Genomic DNA, 15,444 nt, shown 5'->3' on the forward strand with positions numbered 1-15,444 from the left:
ATAATGCGATTAAAATGAGCTAGCTTGCACACTCTATTTAAATATCCCCCCATTCCAATCCAAATCGCTGTAAATATTTTCTCAATCGGTCGCTGTCATTGACTTTTGCCCTTTCTGTTCGGGAGACGTTGAACAATGCACGGCCGGCGGCGGCCATGTTGGGATGTTTGCGGCATTCGTCGATGACGTGTTGCAGTTGTAGTTTATCGAACAAATCCAATGTGTCCCAATTGACTTTATCGGGGTAGTCTTGTGTTTTTTCAGACGGCCTTTTATGTAAGAGGCCGTCTGAAAAGGGTTCTTCCGACCATAACCATTTGAGGCGTTCGATTTCGGCTTGGACTTGTTCTACCTGTATCCTGCCTTGCGGCGCGAGTGTGGCCAGGCGCATGATGCTGGCGGCGAGGTCGCGGAAATTGCCGCGCCATGGTGCTTGGTTGGAGTGGGCGAAGTCAAGGTAGGCGGCCAGGGCTTCTTTGTTGAAGCGGGTGGTTCGGCCGAGTTCTTGCGAGGCTAGGGCAAGCTGGTGTTCGACGTTGGGCTCGATGTCTTCGCGGCGGTTGGCGAGTGCGGGCAGTGGGTAATTCCAGATGTTGATGCGGGCGAACAGGTCTTCGCGGAAGCGTCCGGCGCGGATTTCGTGGCGCAGGTCGCGGTTGGTACCGGCGATGAGTTGGAAGTCGCTTTTGACTTCGCTGTCGCTGCCGACGGGATAAAAGTGTTTTTCTTCAATGGCTTTGAGCAACATGGCTTGCTCGTCTAAGCCCAATTCGCCGATTTCGTCTAAAAACAATACGCCGCCGTCGGCAGTTTTCAGATAACCTTCACGTTTTTCTGCGGCGCCGGTAAAGGCGCCTTTTTTGTGGCCGAACAGGGCAGATGCTGCGCCGTCGCCGCGAAGGGTGGCGCAGTTTACATCGACAAATGTGCCTTTAATCAGATGGCGTGCTTTTTTCAATTCAAAAATCCTGCGTGCCAGCATAGATTTGCCTGCGCCTGTGGGGCCGGAAAGAAGAATGGGGGAAGGGGAGTTGAGTGCGACCTGTTCGATTTCGGCAATCATGCGGTTGAAGGCAGCGTTTTGGGTGGAAATACCGCTTTTCAGGTAGCGCACTGCGTCGTCGCGTACGGCGGCAAGGCGTTCTGCCAGTACGTCGTAACGAGCCAAGTCCAAATCAATGATTTCATAACTGCCGACATTGCCGTCCTCCATACTGCGTCTTTGATTTTTGGGCGGAGCGGTTTGTAACAGTACGCCGGGGATTTGACGCGATTCCACCAATAAAAACAGGCAGATTTGGGCAACGTGCGTACCCGTGGTGATGTGGGTGAGATAGGTTTCTTCTTCTATATCAAATGGATAGCTTGCTGCCCAATCGTGCAGCTTGGTATAAACCTCGGAGAAATCCCACGGGTTTGCCAGCTCCATAGGCACGAGATTGACGACTGTGTGCGGCGATACTTGCTGAATATCGGCTTTTACATGATCCGCCAGTTCGCGGTATTTTTCCGCATAAAACAGCTCCATGCGGTCAAGATGAAAATCTTGACGCTGATTCATGGCGACATTTGGCCGCCATTTCAACCAACGCCCTTGACCGAAACCGCTGTCCAATACCGTACCGAGAAAGCTGACGGCGACTTGTTTTTTGTTACTCATCTTTTATTCCGTTTATTCCGTTTGAGTCTCAGACAGCCTTGTATTCAAGCTGCCTTCTTCATGTTTGAGATGGCCTGAAAAACTCTTTTTACTCAGGCGGTATCACTAACATAGGAATAACAAGCGTCCATTTTTCCAGCTTTTGAGTGCCGATTTTTTCTGGGATACGTTGGCGAAATGATTCTCCGACTTCGTCTAAATAACGTACTCTGAAAGTGTTGGCATAGGCGGTAGTTTTTGTCGGCAACGGTGGTAATTTGACGGTACGGGCAACTTCAATATCATCAGAAAGGAAAATATATCTGCCATCCTCCGTCCGCTTCATTTCCAGTGGGTCGTCTTTTTTCAGCTTCGCAGCAGCAAACAGACGTTGTTTCACAGTTTCGACATTGTTGTGACAGACAATGAAGTCGATATCCAAATCACTTTTGCTATCGGTTTCTCCCTCGACTGCCGTGTTTCGATAAGCTGCCAAACGTCTGTATTCGGTATTCAACTCAGGTAATTCGGTAAAGATTTGAGCCACGTTTTCAATATCATCAGGTAGCTTTGTCATCCAAGGATGCTCTGGAGTAGTTTGCAGTAGGGTCAGTGTTTCTATGGCACGAGTCATAGCGACGTAATAAAGCCTCTGTTCGGCTTCGTCAACTCCCTGCCAACCGCCGTCTAAAATGAAGACGTGCTTAAACTCCAACCCTTTGACTGCGTGCGCCGTGCCTAGAAATATACCTTCCGAACGGGTTTCATGTTCATCACCTACATATTCGTAGAGCCAGCTTTTCAGAAAGGCAGACGAATATCGGTTAACAGTGCCACTACCGTTTTCAGACGACCCGTTGTCTTCTATGGGCGACGCTTGGATTTCTGCCTCACGACTCTCTGCAAGGTTATCCGACTTTTCAGGTAGCTTCTCATCTTGCAGTGGATATTCGTTTAAGAAATCAGTTTGTAATTGCCTAAACCAAACACACCAACTGCCACCGCTTTTTTTCACTTGTTCACTAATAAGTTCTGCAAAAGCTTGTGATGTAAAGCCTTCGGTTTGTTTTTCCACGCCATCAATCAGGCGGACAAACTCACGGGTGTGACGCAATTTGATTTTGCTGCTTTTGTCGGCACTCAAAAAATAAGGTATGCCGTTTTGTTCACACCATGCCTGCAGAGGTTTGAGACTGGCATTATGACGGGATAAAACTGCAATCTCATTCCATGCGACTTCGCTCAAGGTTTTCAGACGACCTATTTCGGTGATAACAGCTTGTGCCTGTATGTTGCTGCTGCTACCGAACGGCAGGCTGATGTGGCGCACACGCCCCTGCCTTTCGCTGTCTGTTGCAGCCCATACGCCACCGTTGGGCTGTGTTTGACGTTCAGGGTTGATAACAATCGGATGCAGCGTTTTCAGACGACCTGTCATGCCGTTTATCACGCTGTTGGCAGCGCTGATGATGTATTGCGTACTGCGGTAGTTGTAGGTCAAATAGTCGGGTTGGGCAACGTCGTAGTCTTTTTGGAAACGGTGTATGTACTCGTTGCTCGTGCCATTGAAGGCGTAGATGTTTTGGTCATCGTCACCGACCGCCAGAATCGTCAGCTTGTCTTCTTCAGCCCGCTTCCTACCCGCAAGCGCAGAAACGAGCCGGTAGTGTTCTTCGCTGATGTCTTGGTATTCATCTACCAGAATATAGCGGAAACCTGCCATGATACGTTCGCGTGTCTCGTCGCTACCATCATCGTTTTCAAGGTCGTCTGAAAGCATAGCGGCAGCCTGCCTGCACCATTCTTTAAACTGACTTTTGCCATATTCTCGGTTGTTGCCGTCAAAACGAACCCCCAAAAGCCGCATTGCCATACCGTCATAAGTCATGACCGTAACGGCAGCAGCAAGAGGACCGACCAGTCCGAACAGGCGGCGCTTGACCTCCTGCGCCGCCAACCGGTTGAAAGTCAATACAATGATGGCGGATGCGGGAACATGTTGCACCCGTAAAAGGTAAGCAACACGGTGCACAATAACTCGCGTTTTGCCTGAACCCGGTCCGGCAAGAATAAGACGGTTACTGCCGCTTTGGTCGGTAACAACGGCTTTCTGCATCTCATTCAGCCCATCTGTAATTTCGCGCAGAGTTTGTGGCGATGCAGGCTCGTCCAATTCTTTCAGACGACCTTTAAACCATTTATTCTTAAAATTCTTTTCTTCCAAGCCAAAGTAATCACGCACCAAATTCAACCCTTCAGTAAGATTTTTCAGTGCGCGAAGGGCATATTCCTGCATCACATGGATTTGAAAGCGTTTTTCGCCGTAAAAAATGGAAAGCGGTTTATAGTCCTCCGCAAGATACTGGCGTTTAGCTGAGAGTGCTTTTGGATTGGGTGTAATAGTCATGGCATGTCTCAGAATGGTCATACCGTGATTGAGTTTGATAATGCCTTGTTTGTGCATAAACAGCAGTGTCTGCCTGAGCAGAAGCTCGCGACGGTCAGCCGGGATTTGTACCGATAATACCAAATCGTCGGCAAGCTGCTGCACCAATTCACCCATACGGGTTTCAACCATTACGTCTTTTTGACGCACTCCATTGGTTTTTGTCATTAGGAATGGTAAAAGGCACAGACCGATATTACGGCGAAGTTCGGCATTGTTTTGTAGGTTTTCCCAACTGTCGCTTTGGGGATTCTTGAAACGTACTTTCAAAAGGTTGTTGCCAACATCACGGATTTGGAAACTTCCACTGCTGTTTGTTCGCTCTGCTGCTTTATCATCGGCAAGCGACTGCATCAGAAGTTTGATTTCAGCAGGATTGGTTTCTAAACCTACCTCATGCATTTGGTGGCAGACAGCGCTCAATGAGAGGTTTTGCCAAATACCTTGATCTGCTTCTGGAATTTCGTTTTTTAAAATCTGCCAGAGTTTTTCCTCACAGGCGATAACTTGTGCCAGACGTTTGTCGGCAGGCTTTATGTTATCGGTACGCAAAATGATCGTCATATGCGTATCGTTGGTAAGGATACCCAATTCCTCCAGCTTTTTTAGATGACCTCGCAATTCGGTGAAACTACATGCTGTTGCCTGCACCAAATCATCGGTACTCAAAGGCGCGTCCTCTGGCGCTTTAAACACAATTTCGGCAATCGTTTGGTAAATTTCCGAGATACGCTTGCTGAACTTGTTTTTTTCAATAATCGCCAGCACCTCATCTAGATTCAGACGACCTGAGCGTGCGGGGAAAATACGGGTTTGATTTTCCTTACGTTCCAATAAGTCTGCACGTTCCAACCATGCCAATACGGTTTTGACTTTGGTATCTGCCTGTCTATCATCGCTGTCAAAACTCATGTACTCCTCGGTGTCGCGCAAAATTTCGCCACCTGTTGCCACGATTTCACCGCAATGGTCTTTGCCGTATGCCGCCTGATTCAGCCAACCAACTTTCTTCCACACTGATTTCAAATCGCGCAATTCGATTTGCGACATTTTGCTGATGGAAAACTGCGTATCCACGTCTTTGCCGTCATACAGCAACACGCATTTTGCCTCTGCCTGATCACGCCCTGCTCTGCCCGCTTCCTGCAAATAATTTTCCAGCGAGCCGGTGATTTCAGCGTGAATAACCAAGCGTACGTCAGGTTTATCCACGCCCATACCAAAGGCGTTGGTGGCGACAATAACGCGCAAATTACCGCCAATAAACTGGTTTTGAATATCGGCTTTTTCGTTGTTCCCCAAGCCTGCGTGGAAATGCTCACATGCCCAGCCTTGTTCTTTCAGATAATCTGAATAGGTTTCCGCACTTTTCCGCCGCCCGACAAATACCACTGCACCTCCGCTTTGATGATCAAGTTCACGATGCAACAGTTCGTTGATTTTTTGCTTTTTAAGGTCATCTGAAATTTCCAGCACATCATAAAACAGATTGTCGCGCTCGTTGTCACCAATAAATTGGCGGAATTCAATACCAGCCTCTTCACGGAAATGGTTAGTGATGTCGGCGAGGACATCAGGTTTGGCAGTAGCAGTAAAACAACTTATCGGAGCAACCGTACCGTTGTTTTTGCTGTGTTTAGCGATAAATTTGACTGCGTATAGATAGTCTGGACGGAAATCATGGCCCCATTTAGACAGACAATGTGCCTCATCGAATACCCAGCCGTTGATTTGGCGTTGCGAAATAGCGTTAATAAAACTGGTGTTGCGGAACTGTTCAGGCGCGACAAACAAAATGCCGATATCGCCTAAGGCTATTTTGTCTAAAATTTGGGCGCGCTCAACCACCTCAACCAAGCCGTTAAGCATAGCAGCGCAGGTAGCTCCTTTTTTCTCCAAACCGTCCAACTGATCTTTCATCAGCGATTGCAAAGGTGAAACAACTATTGTCAAGCCTCCGTTGCGGTAGTAGCGGTTGAGTGCTGGCAACTGATAACACAAGGATTTGCCGCCGCCCGTGGGTAGCACCGCCAGCGTATGCAACCCCTTCATACCTGATTGCACCACAGCACGTTGTCCACCATCAAATCCTTTTACATCGCGAAAAGTAGGTAGTTTGAAATAACGCTGTAACTGCGCTTCAGGATTGAGTGTATCCTGACAATAACGGCATTCCGTACTACCGCAATCATGGTCGCGCAATTCGGCAATCAGCCGAGCCGTATCGGGAAACTGGTGCCTCACCCACGGAGCTAACACAGAATTACCACCAGAGACATTTAACCAAGATAAGGCATAGCTGAGGGAAGGATATATGGCAGGATTGCGGATGTCAGTTTTCATTAACTCCAAAAAACGTGTACGGCAGACTTTCAGACGACCTTGATCATTGTTGTCCTGCATCATCAACCAAATAGTGTCGATCAGTTTCTTGACATCTGGCGATGTATCACGCTCGGGAATCATAATGTCTTCTGAAAGACGATACGGCAGGGGTATATCAGACAGGGCTGTCCACAGCGCAAACTCCTCGGGCTTTTCGGCTTTGATTTTTCCGAACGCAGTGCATTGGTCTTGAAAAAGCTGCCAGCAAGCGTGACAGTCGGCAAGCGGGGAATTAATTTCAGAAGAGATGATTTTATGGTTTTTGATTAGTCGGTGATACGGATTTTGCGGAAATGCCAAAGGCGAGAGCCATAGCGTATCGATAACAGGCACTTTAAGCCATGCGGCTTCGGGCACTACGGCCTTCAAATATTTTAAATCGTGCCCGAGGATGTTGTGCCCCATCAGCCACTTTAATCCACTGGTCAGATGAGCCATTTCACACAAGGCGGTATGAAAACCCTTTTCTCCACGAAAAGCTTTTTCAAAAAACAAACCTGAGTCGGGGCGGAATGCACCAATTTTGAACGGCTTGTCGGTTTTTGGATCGACTTCCAAATCAATGATAAGAACAGCGGGGATTTGTCCTTTTATAGCGGTATTCATTTTTAGACGACCTCTAAACAAATTAAACAATTCTTTCCAAGACAAATGCGCCGTAATCATCGCCCAACGGCAGCTCGAAATCCGTATGCAGGATTTGGCGTTTGACTTGTACGGTTTCGTCAGTTTTCGGATTAAAACCTTCTTTTAAGGCCGTCTGAAAATACACACCGAAGCCACGTTTCTGCCACGCAGGCAGTTCGTTGAAATTGATATTGTTTTCAAATAACAAATCGTGCTTTTGCACGCGTGTCAGGCCGCTGACGGCATCTGTAGCGCGGGACACGCTTTCTCCTTTCTTGCGCAACATCCAATAGCAGTGGGCGTTGAGCGCGTTACGGTATGAGTCTTCATGCCGCCAACGGAAATAATCGACCACCAGTTTTTCGTTCGGCAAAACGCAAACTCTAGCATCAAAAGCGGCGGTCTGCCCGTGCGCCACGGAAAAGGCGGCGCTGGCTTCTCCCGCCAATACTGAAATGATTTTGCGCGTTTTGCGTTTGAACGTATCGTCGTCTCGGCGCAGCAACAGTGAAATTTCATCGCTTTCCGAATAGCCGTACGCTACATTGAAACCACACTGCATCAGATGGCGGACGGTGTGTGCCATCAGGTCGCGAAAACGAATGTCGAACGGGGCTTCAAACTGCCAAATTTCCTTGGTCAGTCGTGTAAAACCGCGCCCGTCTAAGCGAACAACAATAAAATTTTCCAGTGGTACGCAAAAATCATAAGCGGTTTCGTATTGTCGCAAGCGTTTGTCCAAATCATCGAATCGCATTATATATCCTTGTATATTTTATTTTCTATATAACTATCTATAAACATATTTTTTATCATTTTACGCTTCTTGCCGATAAAAGCCACTTTAAAATATATTTTCTTTATATTCAATTGATTAAAAATTATTTTTATAAAAATTTTATTCTTGGCACGCTGTTGGCTATGTTGTGAATGTAACGATACAGCAGATGCTTCGGGAAATACAGTTACCGGAGAAAAATTTTCCGTAAATTTAGTTGCTGTGTGGTTACAGGGCGAATGCCAACAAGACTACATTTGGATTAACAGGTTCGAATCCTGTCTCGTCTGATAGACGTTGAACGTCTTGTTTATTTAGTCGCCCACCCTTTTTCAATATGGCAGGCAAATGCCTAGGGAAACTACAACATGGATATCCTTATGTCGCAGGTTCGAGTCCTGTCTCTGTTGTTCAAAATAGCAGAGTAGCTCAGTTGGTAGAGCCAAGGCATGTTTCCCTTAAAAACTTGTTGCGTGCCATATTACTTTTACGGCAGCAGGCGGATGTCTGGAGAGAATACATGAACCTTTCACGTTAAAACCGTTTCTCTTCATGTTTATCCGCTACGCTGCCACCCATGCAAGGCCGTCTGAAATATTCGGACGGGCTGATATAAAAACCGTTTTCGGTACATTCGGCGAATGCCGGAGGAATTACAGCCTGTAAAGCTCGAGGTCGCGGGTTCGAGTCCCGTCTCTGCCGCCAACTATGGCAGAGTAGCTCAGAGGATAGAGCGCGTAAAAATTTCTCCACTCTTTGTTGCCCAATGTACCACCCCTTATGGGCGAATGCCATTAGGATTACATTCCTTCCTTGCTACAAACCCGAATGATCCTAATTAAACTAGTCGCCCTACGGCAGTAGGCGGATGCCCGGAAGAGAATACATTAGCTTTCAGTTAAAAACGCTTCTCTTCATCTTTAGCCGCCACACTGCCACCCATTCAAGGCCGTCTGAAAAACAAAGCTAAAACAAGTTCAGACGGCCTCAAACCAACAATATGAAAGAAAATGAAAATGGCTAATACTACCTTGTTTCAATCGATTAAAAACTGTTTTACTAAAACCGATACCTATAATGAAGCCGGCGGCATCGCCTACACGCTGACACCCAAACAACAGCTGGCCCAGCTTGCCGCTACCGGTTGTCTGAACAATACCTTCTATGCTGATGCACAAAGCCAGCTTGACCAAGTGCTGAAATTGGCAGAAAGCCTGGATGCCGAGTTTATCGCCAAAACTGCCGTATATGCCCGTCAAAAAGGTTTTATGAAAGATATGCCTGCGCTGTTGCTTGCCGTATTGGCGCAAAAAGATGTGAACATGCTCGCCCGCGTCTTCGACCAAGTAGTGGACAACGGTAAAATGTTGCGTAATTTCGCACAAATTATCCGCAGTGGCGCAGTCGGCAGAAAATCTTTCGGCAACCGTCCGAAAAAACTGATGCAGACTTGGCTTTTGACCGCCACCGAAAAACAACTGTTGAACGCCGCCGTCGGTAATTCGCCGTCGCTGGCAGACGTGGTCAAAATGGTGCACCCCAAACCGCGTGAAGCATGGCGCGCCGCATGGTTTGCATGGCTGATCGGCAAACCTTACGACCGCGAAGCATTGCCGCCCATTACCCGCGCTTTTGAAGATTACAAACAAAGCCGAGAAGGCGAATTGCCCAACGTTCCTTTCCAAATGCTTACTGCTTTAGACTTGAACAGCGGCGACTGGGCGCAAATTGCCTGTAACGGTTCATGGCAGCAGGTTCGTCAAAACCTGAACACTTTCCTGCGCCACGAAGTATTTGCGAAAAGCAAAAACATCAAAATGGTGGCAGAAAAACTGCGTGACGAAACCGCCATTGCCCGCGCCCGCGTCCTGCCTTACCAATTGCTGACCGCGTATCAGGCAACATCTAATCAAATGCCGTCTGAAATCCGTGAAGCCCTGCAAGATGCGATGGAAACCGCCGTACAAAACGTACCGGTAATCCAAGGCAAAGTCGTGGTTTGTCCGGACGTTTCCGGCTCTATGCACAGCTCGGTTACAGGCTATCGCGGCAGCGCGACCAGCAAAACCCGCTGCATCGACATTGCCGCGCTCGTATCCGCCGCCATGTTGCGTACCAATCCGCAAGCCCGCGTGATACCGTTTGAACAAATCACGGTAAACGTGCAGCTCAATCCGCGCGACAGCATCATGACCAACGCCGAAAAACTCGCCAATATCGGCGGCGGCGGAACGGCATGCAGCGCACCGCTCGCCATGCTGAACCGTGAAAAAGCCGATGTGGATTTGGTCATCATCGTATCAGACAACGAAAGTTGGGCAGATGACAGCCAAGGATGGGGCGCCACAACCAGCCTGATGAAAGAGTGGGACATTCTGAAACGACGTTGTCCGGAAGCCAAACTCGTTTGTCTGGATATCCAGCCCTACACTAAGGCTCAAGCACGAAACCGTCAGGATATCTTGAACATCGGCGGCTTCTCCGACCAAGTATTCTCCCTGATTGGCTCCTTTGCCAAACGAGGTATGGGTACAGATTTCTGGGTAGAAGAGATTGAGAAAACGCCGTTGGCAGCTGTGAACTGAAGCTAAGGCCGTCTGAAAAAAGGGTAGAAATATTTTTCAGACGGCCTATTTATTCAGGACACGCTGTGAAAAAGAATAAGGAAACAAAATGCAAAAATTTATCTTAATCCGCGGTCATCAAGGTTCGGGAAAATCGACGTTTGCCGAACAAAAAGCCGCTGAATTTAAAGTGCAGTATCAGGATGCGGAAGTGGTCCGTATTGAAAACGATTTGTTCATTACCGATGAATACGGCGAATATCGTTGGTCGGGTGAAGCAGTGGATAAGGCGCAAAAACGTGGTAATGCTTTGATGACTGAAACCTTGAGACTTGGACGTCAAAATCCGAATCGAAATATTCTGATCATTAATTCCAATACCAACCAAAAAGCTTCGCGTTGCCGTCATTTATTGGATCAGGCGGAGAAAAGCGGTTTTGAAACAGAGGTCTATCGACTGCACAATTTCTATCCCAACCTGCATGGCGTGAAAGAGCATGACGTATTGGCGGCGTATATCAAGCTGAACCAAAACCGAGTGGCAAACGAAATCCACATCGAGGCCGTGCAACCAGCAAATGCGGAACAGTTAGAAAAAATCGAGCAGATGCAGGCTATCGATCATAAGCCGCTGGTATTTGATGAGGCGCAGCAAACCTTTGTGACCGATCATTATCTGCAACACGGCAGCCGCAACTTTACCGCCAAAGCATCTAAGCGTTATCCTGAATTGCGCGTGTTGAAATACGCACGCAGCGTGTTCTATAACAACCGCTTTGATGATGCTTTGCTGGAAATGCGCGGTTTGATTATCGATGCGCATAATCGAATCATCGTGCGCCCGTTTAAAAAAGTGTTCAATTATTCGGAACGTATTGCCAAAGGCAGCCGCTATCCGATCAGAATCAGCGACGAGAGATTGGTGGACGCAGTGGTGAAAGTAAACGGCTTCCTCGGCTGCTGCACTTTCGTCTCGCTTTCAGACGACCATCCGTCCCATGGCGCAACGTTTGACGGCAAAGTGCTGTATTCGACTACAGGTTCGCTTGATAGCGCGTTTGCCGACATGACCGCCGCACATTGCGCTCAATACGAAACCCTGTTCCGCACGTATCCGAACCATACTTTTTTGTTTGAAATCACAGATGCGAAAGACGTTCACATCATCCGTGAAGAATTGGGCGAAACCCTAATCGGCTGTATCGACGTGGCGACAGGCCGTCAGTTTGGCGAAGCCGAATTGGACGAAATCGGCAAACAATACGGCATCCGCCGCCCTGAAACGTTGAAAAACATCACGTTCGGGGAGCTGAAAGGTCGTCTGAAAAACGTGGAACACGAAGGTTTTATGGTATTTGATGCCCAAAACGGCAAAATGCTGTTTAAACTCAAATCGCCGTATTACCTAATTTCCAAGTTTTTAGGACGAAGCAACGAGGGCAATATCGGCCGCAAACTGGACAAACGCCATGTTGATGAAGAATTTTATCCTTTAATCGACTACATCCACGAATATCAGGAAACGTTCAACGCTATGTCGGAATTGGATAAAATCGCGTTCATTCAGGCGTTTTTGAGACAGTTGTAAGGTCGTCTAAAAATATATGGAGCAACATGTATTTATTTTCCGCGCTCGTATGCTTCAATTTCACCGACTTTAGGTGCATAGCCGCTGTTTGTGTCGTGACGCAAGTCCAACCAGATATCGACCAATGCCCAAGCAGCCGGAGCGGCAATCACGTTTTGCCCCATACATAAAACCTGCGCATCATAGTTTTCCACCGAGCCGTGGAGCGTGAGTAAATCATGCGCCGTTGCCGCCCGTATGCCGCGCACCTTATTGGCGGCGATTGCCGTACCCACGCCGGTGCCGCAAATCAACAGCGCACGGTCGGCGCGTCCTGCCGCGACTTCTTCGGCCGCGGCAAACGAGAGTTGCGGATAGGTCCCTTCGGGCGAGGATAAATCGACCAAGCTGCTGACGCGCGGGTCGTTTTGCAGATGCGCTTTGAGCGCGTCTTTCAATATTGCGCCGTTGGCCGGCGCGGCAATAACCAAACGCATAAAAACTCCTTGAAGCACACAATAAACATTACTCAGCATACGCCCGCGCGTGATACGATTCAAGCCTGCAACGCAGAAAGCACGGTATGAGCAAAACCTACTTCACATCAGACCTACATTTTTCGCATAAAAACATCGCCAAATTCTGTCCGCAATTTCGACCGTTCGATAACGTGGAGCAGATGGATGAATTTTTAATCCGGATATGGAATGAAACCGTTACGCCTGAAGATACGGTGTACAACTTGGGCGATTTTTCCTTTGCCCAAGACCATAAGCAGATAGAGCGCGTTTTGTCGCGGTTAAACGGGCAACATCACTTGATTTACGGCAATCATGATCATGTGATTCGGCAGCATGCCGATTTTTTCCGCAGCCAAACCAAGCATGACGGTCATCCGCTGCTGTCGTCCATACGGCCGTATTTGAAACTCAAATTGCCGGAAATTAAGAATATGCTGGTTCTCTTTCACTATCCGATTCAGGAATGGGACGGCTGCTATCAGGGTTGGTATCACTTGTACGGCCATTTGCATGACAGGGTGGCGGAAATCAAAGGGCGTGCTTTAAATGTCGGATTTGATTTGCACGGCCGTTTTTTGACGGCAGAAGACGTCGATAAGTTTTTGTGCGATTTGCCTAAAATTTCGTATTTTGGCGAAGCAGGGTTGAAAGCCAACTCGCCGGAAGAAGCGGCTGAGCTGGTGTCTCGGAAACTGGCGCAGTTAAATCAGGTATAATTTCAGACGGCCTTTGCGGATTTCCGACAAAGGCCGTCTGAATATCAATTTCCCATTTTTGAGTGATACATGGAAAACCTTTTGGCTTACTTACTACAAAAAATCAGCCTCCCCAATCAATCCGGCAAGGACAAGTCATGAGCGGTAAGCCTTTGAAGTATCCCGTTTCCGCTTTGGTCGTTTTGCATGATGAAGACGGCAATATCCTGCTAATTGAACGCACGGCGCCGCAAGGTTTTTGGCAGTCGGTTACCGGCAGCTTGGAAGAAGGCGAGCGTATCGAAGAAACCGCATGGCGCGAAGTGTGGGAAGAAACCGGTATCCGTCTGGCAGACGGACAGTTGGAAAACTGGCATGACAGCACCGTTTATGAAATCTATCATCACTGGCGCCATCGCTATCCCAAAGGCGTTTTTGAGAACCGCGAACACATCTTCTCCGCCCAAATTTCGCGCGATACGCCTATCGTCCTGCAACCGGACGAACACGTTGCCTACGGTTGGTTTGGTGCGGAAGAGGCGGCGGAAAAAGTGTTTTCGCCTTCCAATAAACGCGCAATTTTAGAGTTGGTCAAAAGGCTGAATGCCAAAAAGGCTGTCTGAATACGACAGTTTCACATTTTCAGACGGCCTTGGGTTTGCTATACTTTCGCCGTTTGACTCTCTTTAAAATCAAAGGAAACCATCATGGCAGACTTCAACAAAATCCTGACCCCGGGCGATGTGGATGGCGGCATCATCAACGTTGTCAACGAGATCCCAGCAGGCAGCAACCACAAAATCGAGTGGAACCGCAAACTGGCCGCCTTCCAACTCGACCGCGTTGAACCGGCAATTTTCGCCAAACCGACCAACTACGGCTTCATTCCGCAAACTTTGGACGAAGACGGCGACGAATTGGACGTATTGCTGGTTACCGAGCAGCCTTTGGCAACCGGTATTTTCCTGGAAGCACGCGTTATCGGCGTGATGAAATTCGTTGACGACGGCGAAGTGGACGACAAAATCGTCTGCGTTCCAGCCGACGACCGCAACAACGGCAACGCCTACAAAACTTTGGCCGATTTGCCGCAACAACTGATCAAACAAATCGAGTTCCACTTCAACCACTATAAAGACCTGAAAAAAGCAGGTACCACTAAAGTTGAATCTTGGGGCGATGTAGAAGAAGCGAAACAAGTCATCAAAGAATCCATCGAACGTTGGAACAAACAAGCCTAATCGGTTTGTCCCATCCAATATCAAGGCCGTCTGAAAATCAAATTTTCAGACGGCCTTTTTATATCTCAGCAGCCTATCAATCCTTCAAGCATTTTCAAACTGATATTTCAAACGAATCAATCATATTATTTTAAATAATTGTTCCCTAAAGCCGAAATTTCAGACGGCCAGAGAATAGGTTTTCTAGATTGCAATTACAGCATCACCCCAAAAACGCTTTTTCAAATCCTGCCGCGCATTCCGGTGGCAGTTCCCGTTGTAGTAAATCATGCAGAGCAGAATATAATGCTGAAGGTATGTCACAGCTTTCTTCATCGTAAAACTCTCCGCCTGCTTTCCGCCATTCGCACTCAAAATCATAAATTGCCAATAAGGTTTGCATTAGTATTGCTATGGAAGGTGCGATAAGGCGGCGGTTTTCTATCGTACCGTAACCTGTTATCAGCCAATAAACAGGACTGTCGGGGGCGGCAGTATCGGCAAAAAGAATTGAATCGTCGAACATTATGCCAAATATCGCCCATTCTTCACGCCAGCCTTGTGTAGGCAGATATTGCTTGGTCTTCCTATCCCAGCTGAAGGCCCAATCGTGCCAACTGTTGGGCAACTTGGGATAAGTTACCCAATGTAAAAACAGAGTCTCCATCTCCAGCCAATAATCGGCAAGTGGATTGTCGGAATGCCATGTATCGTCCATATGGCGGTAGAAATCTGCTAATGCACCCAAATGCAGATGACGGTTGTCTTCCAGTGGGGGCAGTTCTTGCAACGTTTCTGTATAGGGAAAACTAAAGGTTTGAGCGAAGGTGCGTATAAGGGAGTGAGACATAAAGTTTGCTTGCTGTATTTTTACGGTTTAAGCCCGTGGAAAATAATGGATTATAGTGGATTTAATTAGAATCGGGCTTGATGCAGGCTAATGATGTAAGTCATCTGTTCAATTTATTTCTAATCTGTCAACGCTCATCAGTCAGAACATAA

10 protein-coding genes are annotated in these 15,444 nt (G+C 47.8%); 5 read left to right on the top strand and 5 right to left on the bottom strand.

Annotated elements, in window-relative coordinates; translation table 11 throughout:
• Positions 1 to 37: 37 nt before the first annotated feature.
• The 3 genes from rtcR to HMPREF2606_RS01390 all read right to left on the bottom strand — a co-directional run bounded on the left by rtcR (position 38) and on the right by HMPREF2606_RS01390 (position 7,854).
• Positions 38 to 1,660, bottom strand: a complete 1,623-nt coding sequence (gene rtcR / locus HMPREF2606_RS01380) for an RNA repair transcriptional activator RtcR (protein ID WP_070714147.1) — start codon at positions 1,658 to 1,660, stop codon at positions 38 to 40.
• A gap of 88 nt (positions 1,661 to 1,748) precedes the next feature.
• Positions 1,749 to 7,076, bottom strand: a complete 5,328-nt coding sequence (locus HMPREF2606_RS01385) for a RecQ family ATP-dependent DNA helicase (RefSeq protein WP_070714145.1) — start codon at positions 7,074 to 7,076, stop codon at positions 1,749 to 1,751.
• Positions 7,077 to 7,098: 22 nt separating this feature from the next.
• A complete protein-coding gene (locus tag HMPREF2606_RS01390) occupies positions 7,099 to 7,854 on the bottom strand; it encodes a tRNA(His) guanylyltransferase Thg1 family protein (RefSeq protein ID WP_070714143.1) in 756 nt (251 codons plus the stop codon).
• Positions 7,855 to 8,885: 1,031 nt separating this feature from the next.
• On the opposite strand from HMPREF2606_RS01390, the gene HMPREF2606_RS01395 reads away from it, so the two are divergent.
• The gene (locus HMPREF2606_RS01395; RefSeq protein WP_070714138.1) at positions 8,886 to 10,460 is read left to right on the top strand and encodes a vWA domain-containing protein; all 1,575 of its coding nucleotides are present in this window, start codon (positions 8,886 to 8,888) and stop codon (positions 10,458 to 10,460) included.
• A gap of 88 nt (positions 10,461 to 10,548) precedes the next feature.
• Complete coding sequence (locus HMPREF2606_RS01400) at positions 10,549 to 12,027, top strand: RNA ligase (RefSeq protein ID WP_070714135.1); 1,479 nt, start codon at positions 10,549 to 10,551, stop codon at positions 12,025 to 12,027.
• A 32-nt stretch (positions 12,028 to 12,059) separates the two neighbouring features.
• On the opposite strand, the gene HMPREF2606_RS01405 is transcribed toward HMPREF2606_RS01400, so the two are convergent.
• Positions 12,060 to 12,503 carry an RpiB/LacA/LacB family sugar-phosphate isomerase gene (locus HMPREF2606_RS01405; protein ID WP_039862203.1) on the bottom strand — a complete coding sequence of 148 codons (444 nt, stop codon included), beginning with the start codon at positions 12,501 to 12,503 and terminating at the stop codon, positions 12,060 to 12,062.
• Between the two features lie 86 nt (positions 12,504 to 12,589).
• Between HMPREF2606_RS01405 and HMPREF2606_RS01410 the strand changes: the two genes are divergently transcribed.
• The 3 genes from HMPREF2606_RS01410 to HMPREF2606_RS01420 all read left to right on the top strand — a co-directional run bounded on the left by HMPREF2606_RS01410 (position 12,590) and on the right by HMPREF2606_RS01420 (position 14,463).
• A complete protein-coding gene (locus tag HMPREF2606_RS01410) occupies positions 12,590 to 13,243 on the top strand; it encodes a metallophosphoesterase (protein WP_070843179.1) in 654 nt (217 codons plus the stop codon).
• Positions 13,244 to 13,380: 137 nt separating this feature from the next.
• Positions 13,381 to 13,845, top strand: coding sequence for a dihydroneopterin triphosphate diphosphatase (gene nudB, locus HMPREF2606_RS01415; protein WP_070714128.1), 465 nt, complete (start codon positions 13,381 to 13,383; stop codon positions 13,843 to 13,845).
• An 84-nt stretch (positions 13,846 to 13,929) separates the two neighbouring features.
• Entirely contained in the window at positions 13,930 to 14,463 is a 534-nt protein-coding gene (locus HMPREF2606_RS01420; protein ID WP_003678634.1) for an inorganic diphosphatase, read from the top strand.
• Between the two features lie 202 nt (positions 14,464 to 14,665).
• Here the strand turns inward: HMPREF2606_RS01420 and HMPREF2606_RS01425 are convergent, their stop codons facing one another.
• Positions 14,666 to 15,292: a hypothetical protein gene (locus HMPREF2606_RS01425; protein WP_070714125.1), complete on the bottom strand. Its 627-nt coding sequence runs from the start codon at positions 15,290 to 15,292 to the stop codon at positions 14,666 to 14,668.
• Between the last annotated feature and the right edge of the window lie 152 nt (positions 15,293 to 15,444).

The organism is Neisseria sp. HMSC070H10 (assembly GCF_001837635.1).
In the GTDB taxonomy this organism is placed as follows: domain Bacteria; phylum Pseudomonadota; class Gammaproteobacteria; order Burkholderiales; family Neisseriaceae; genus Neisseria; species Neisseria subflava_A.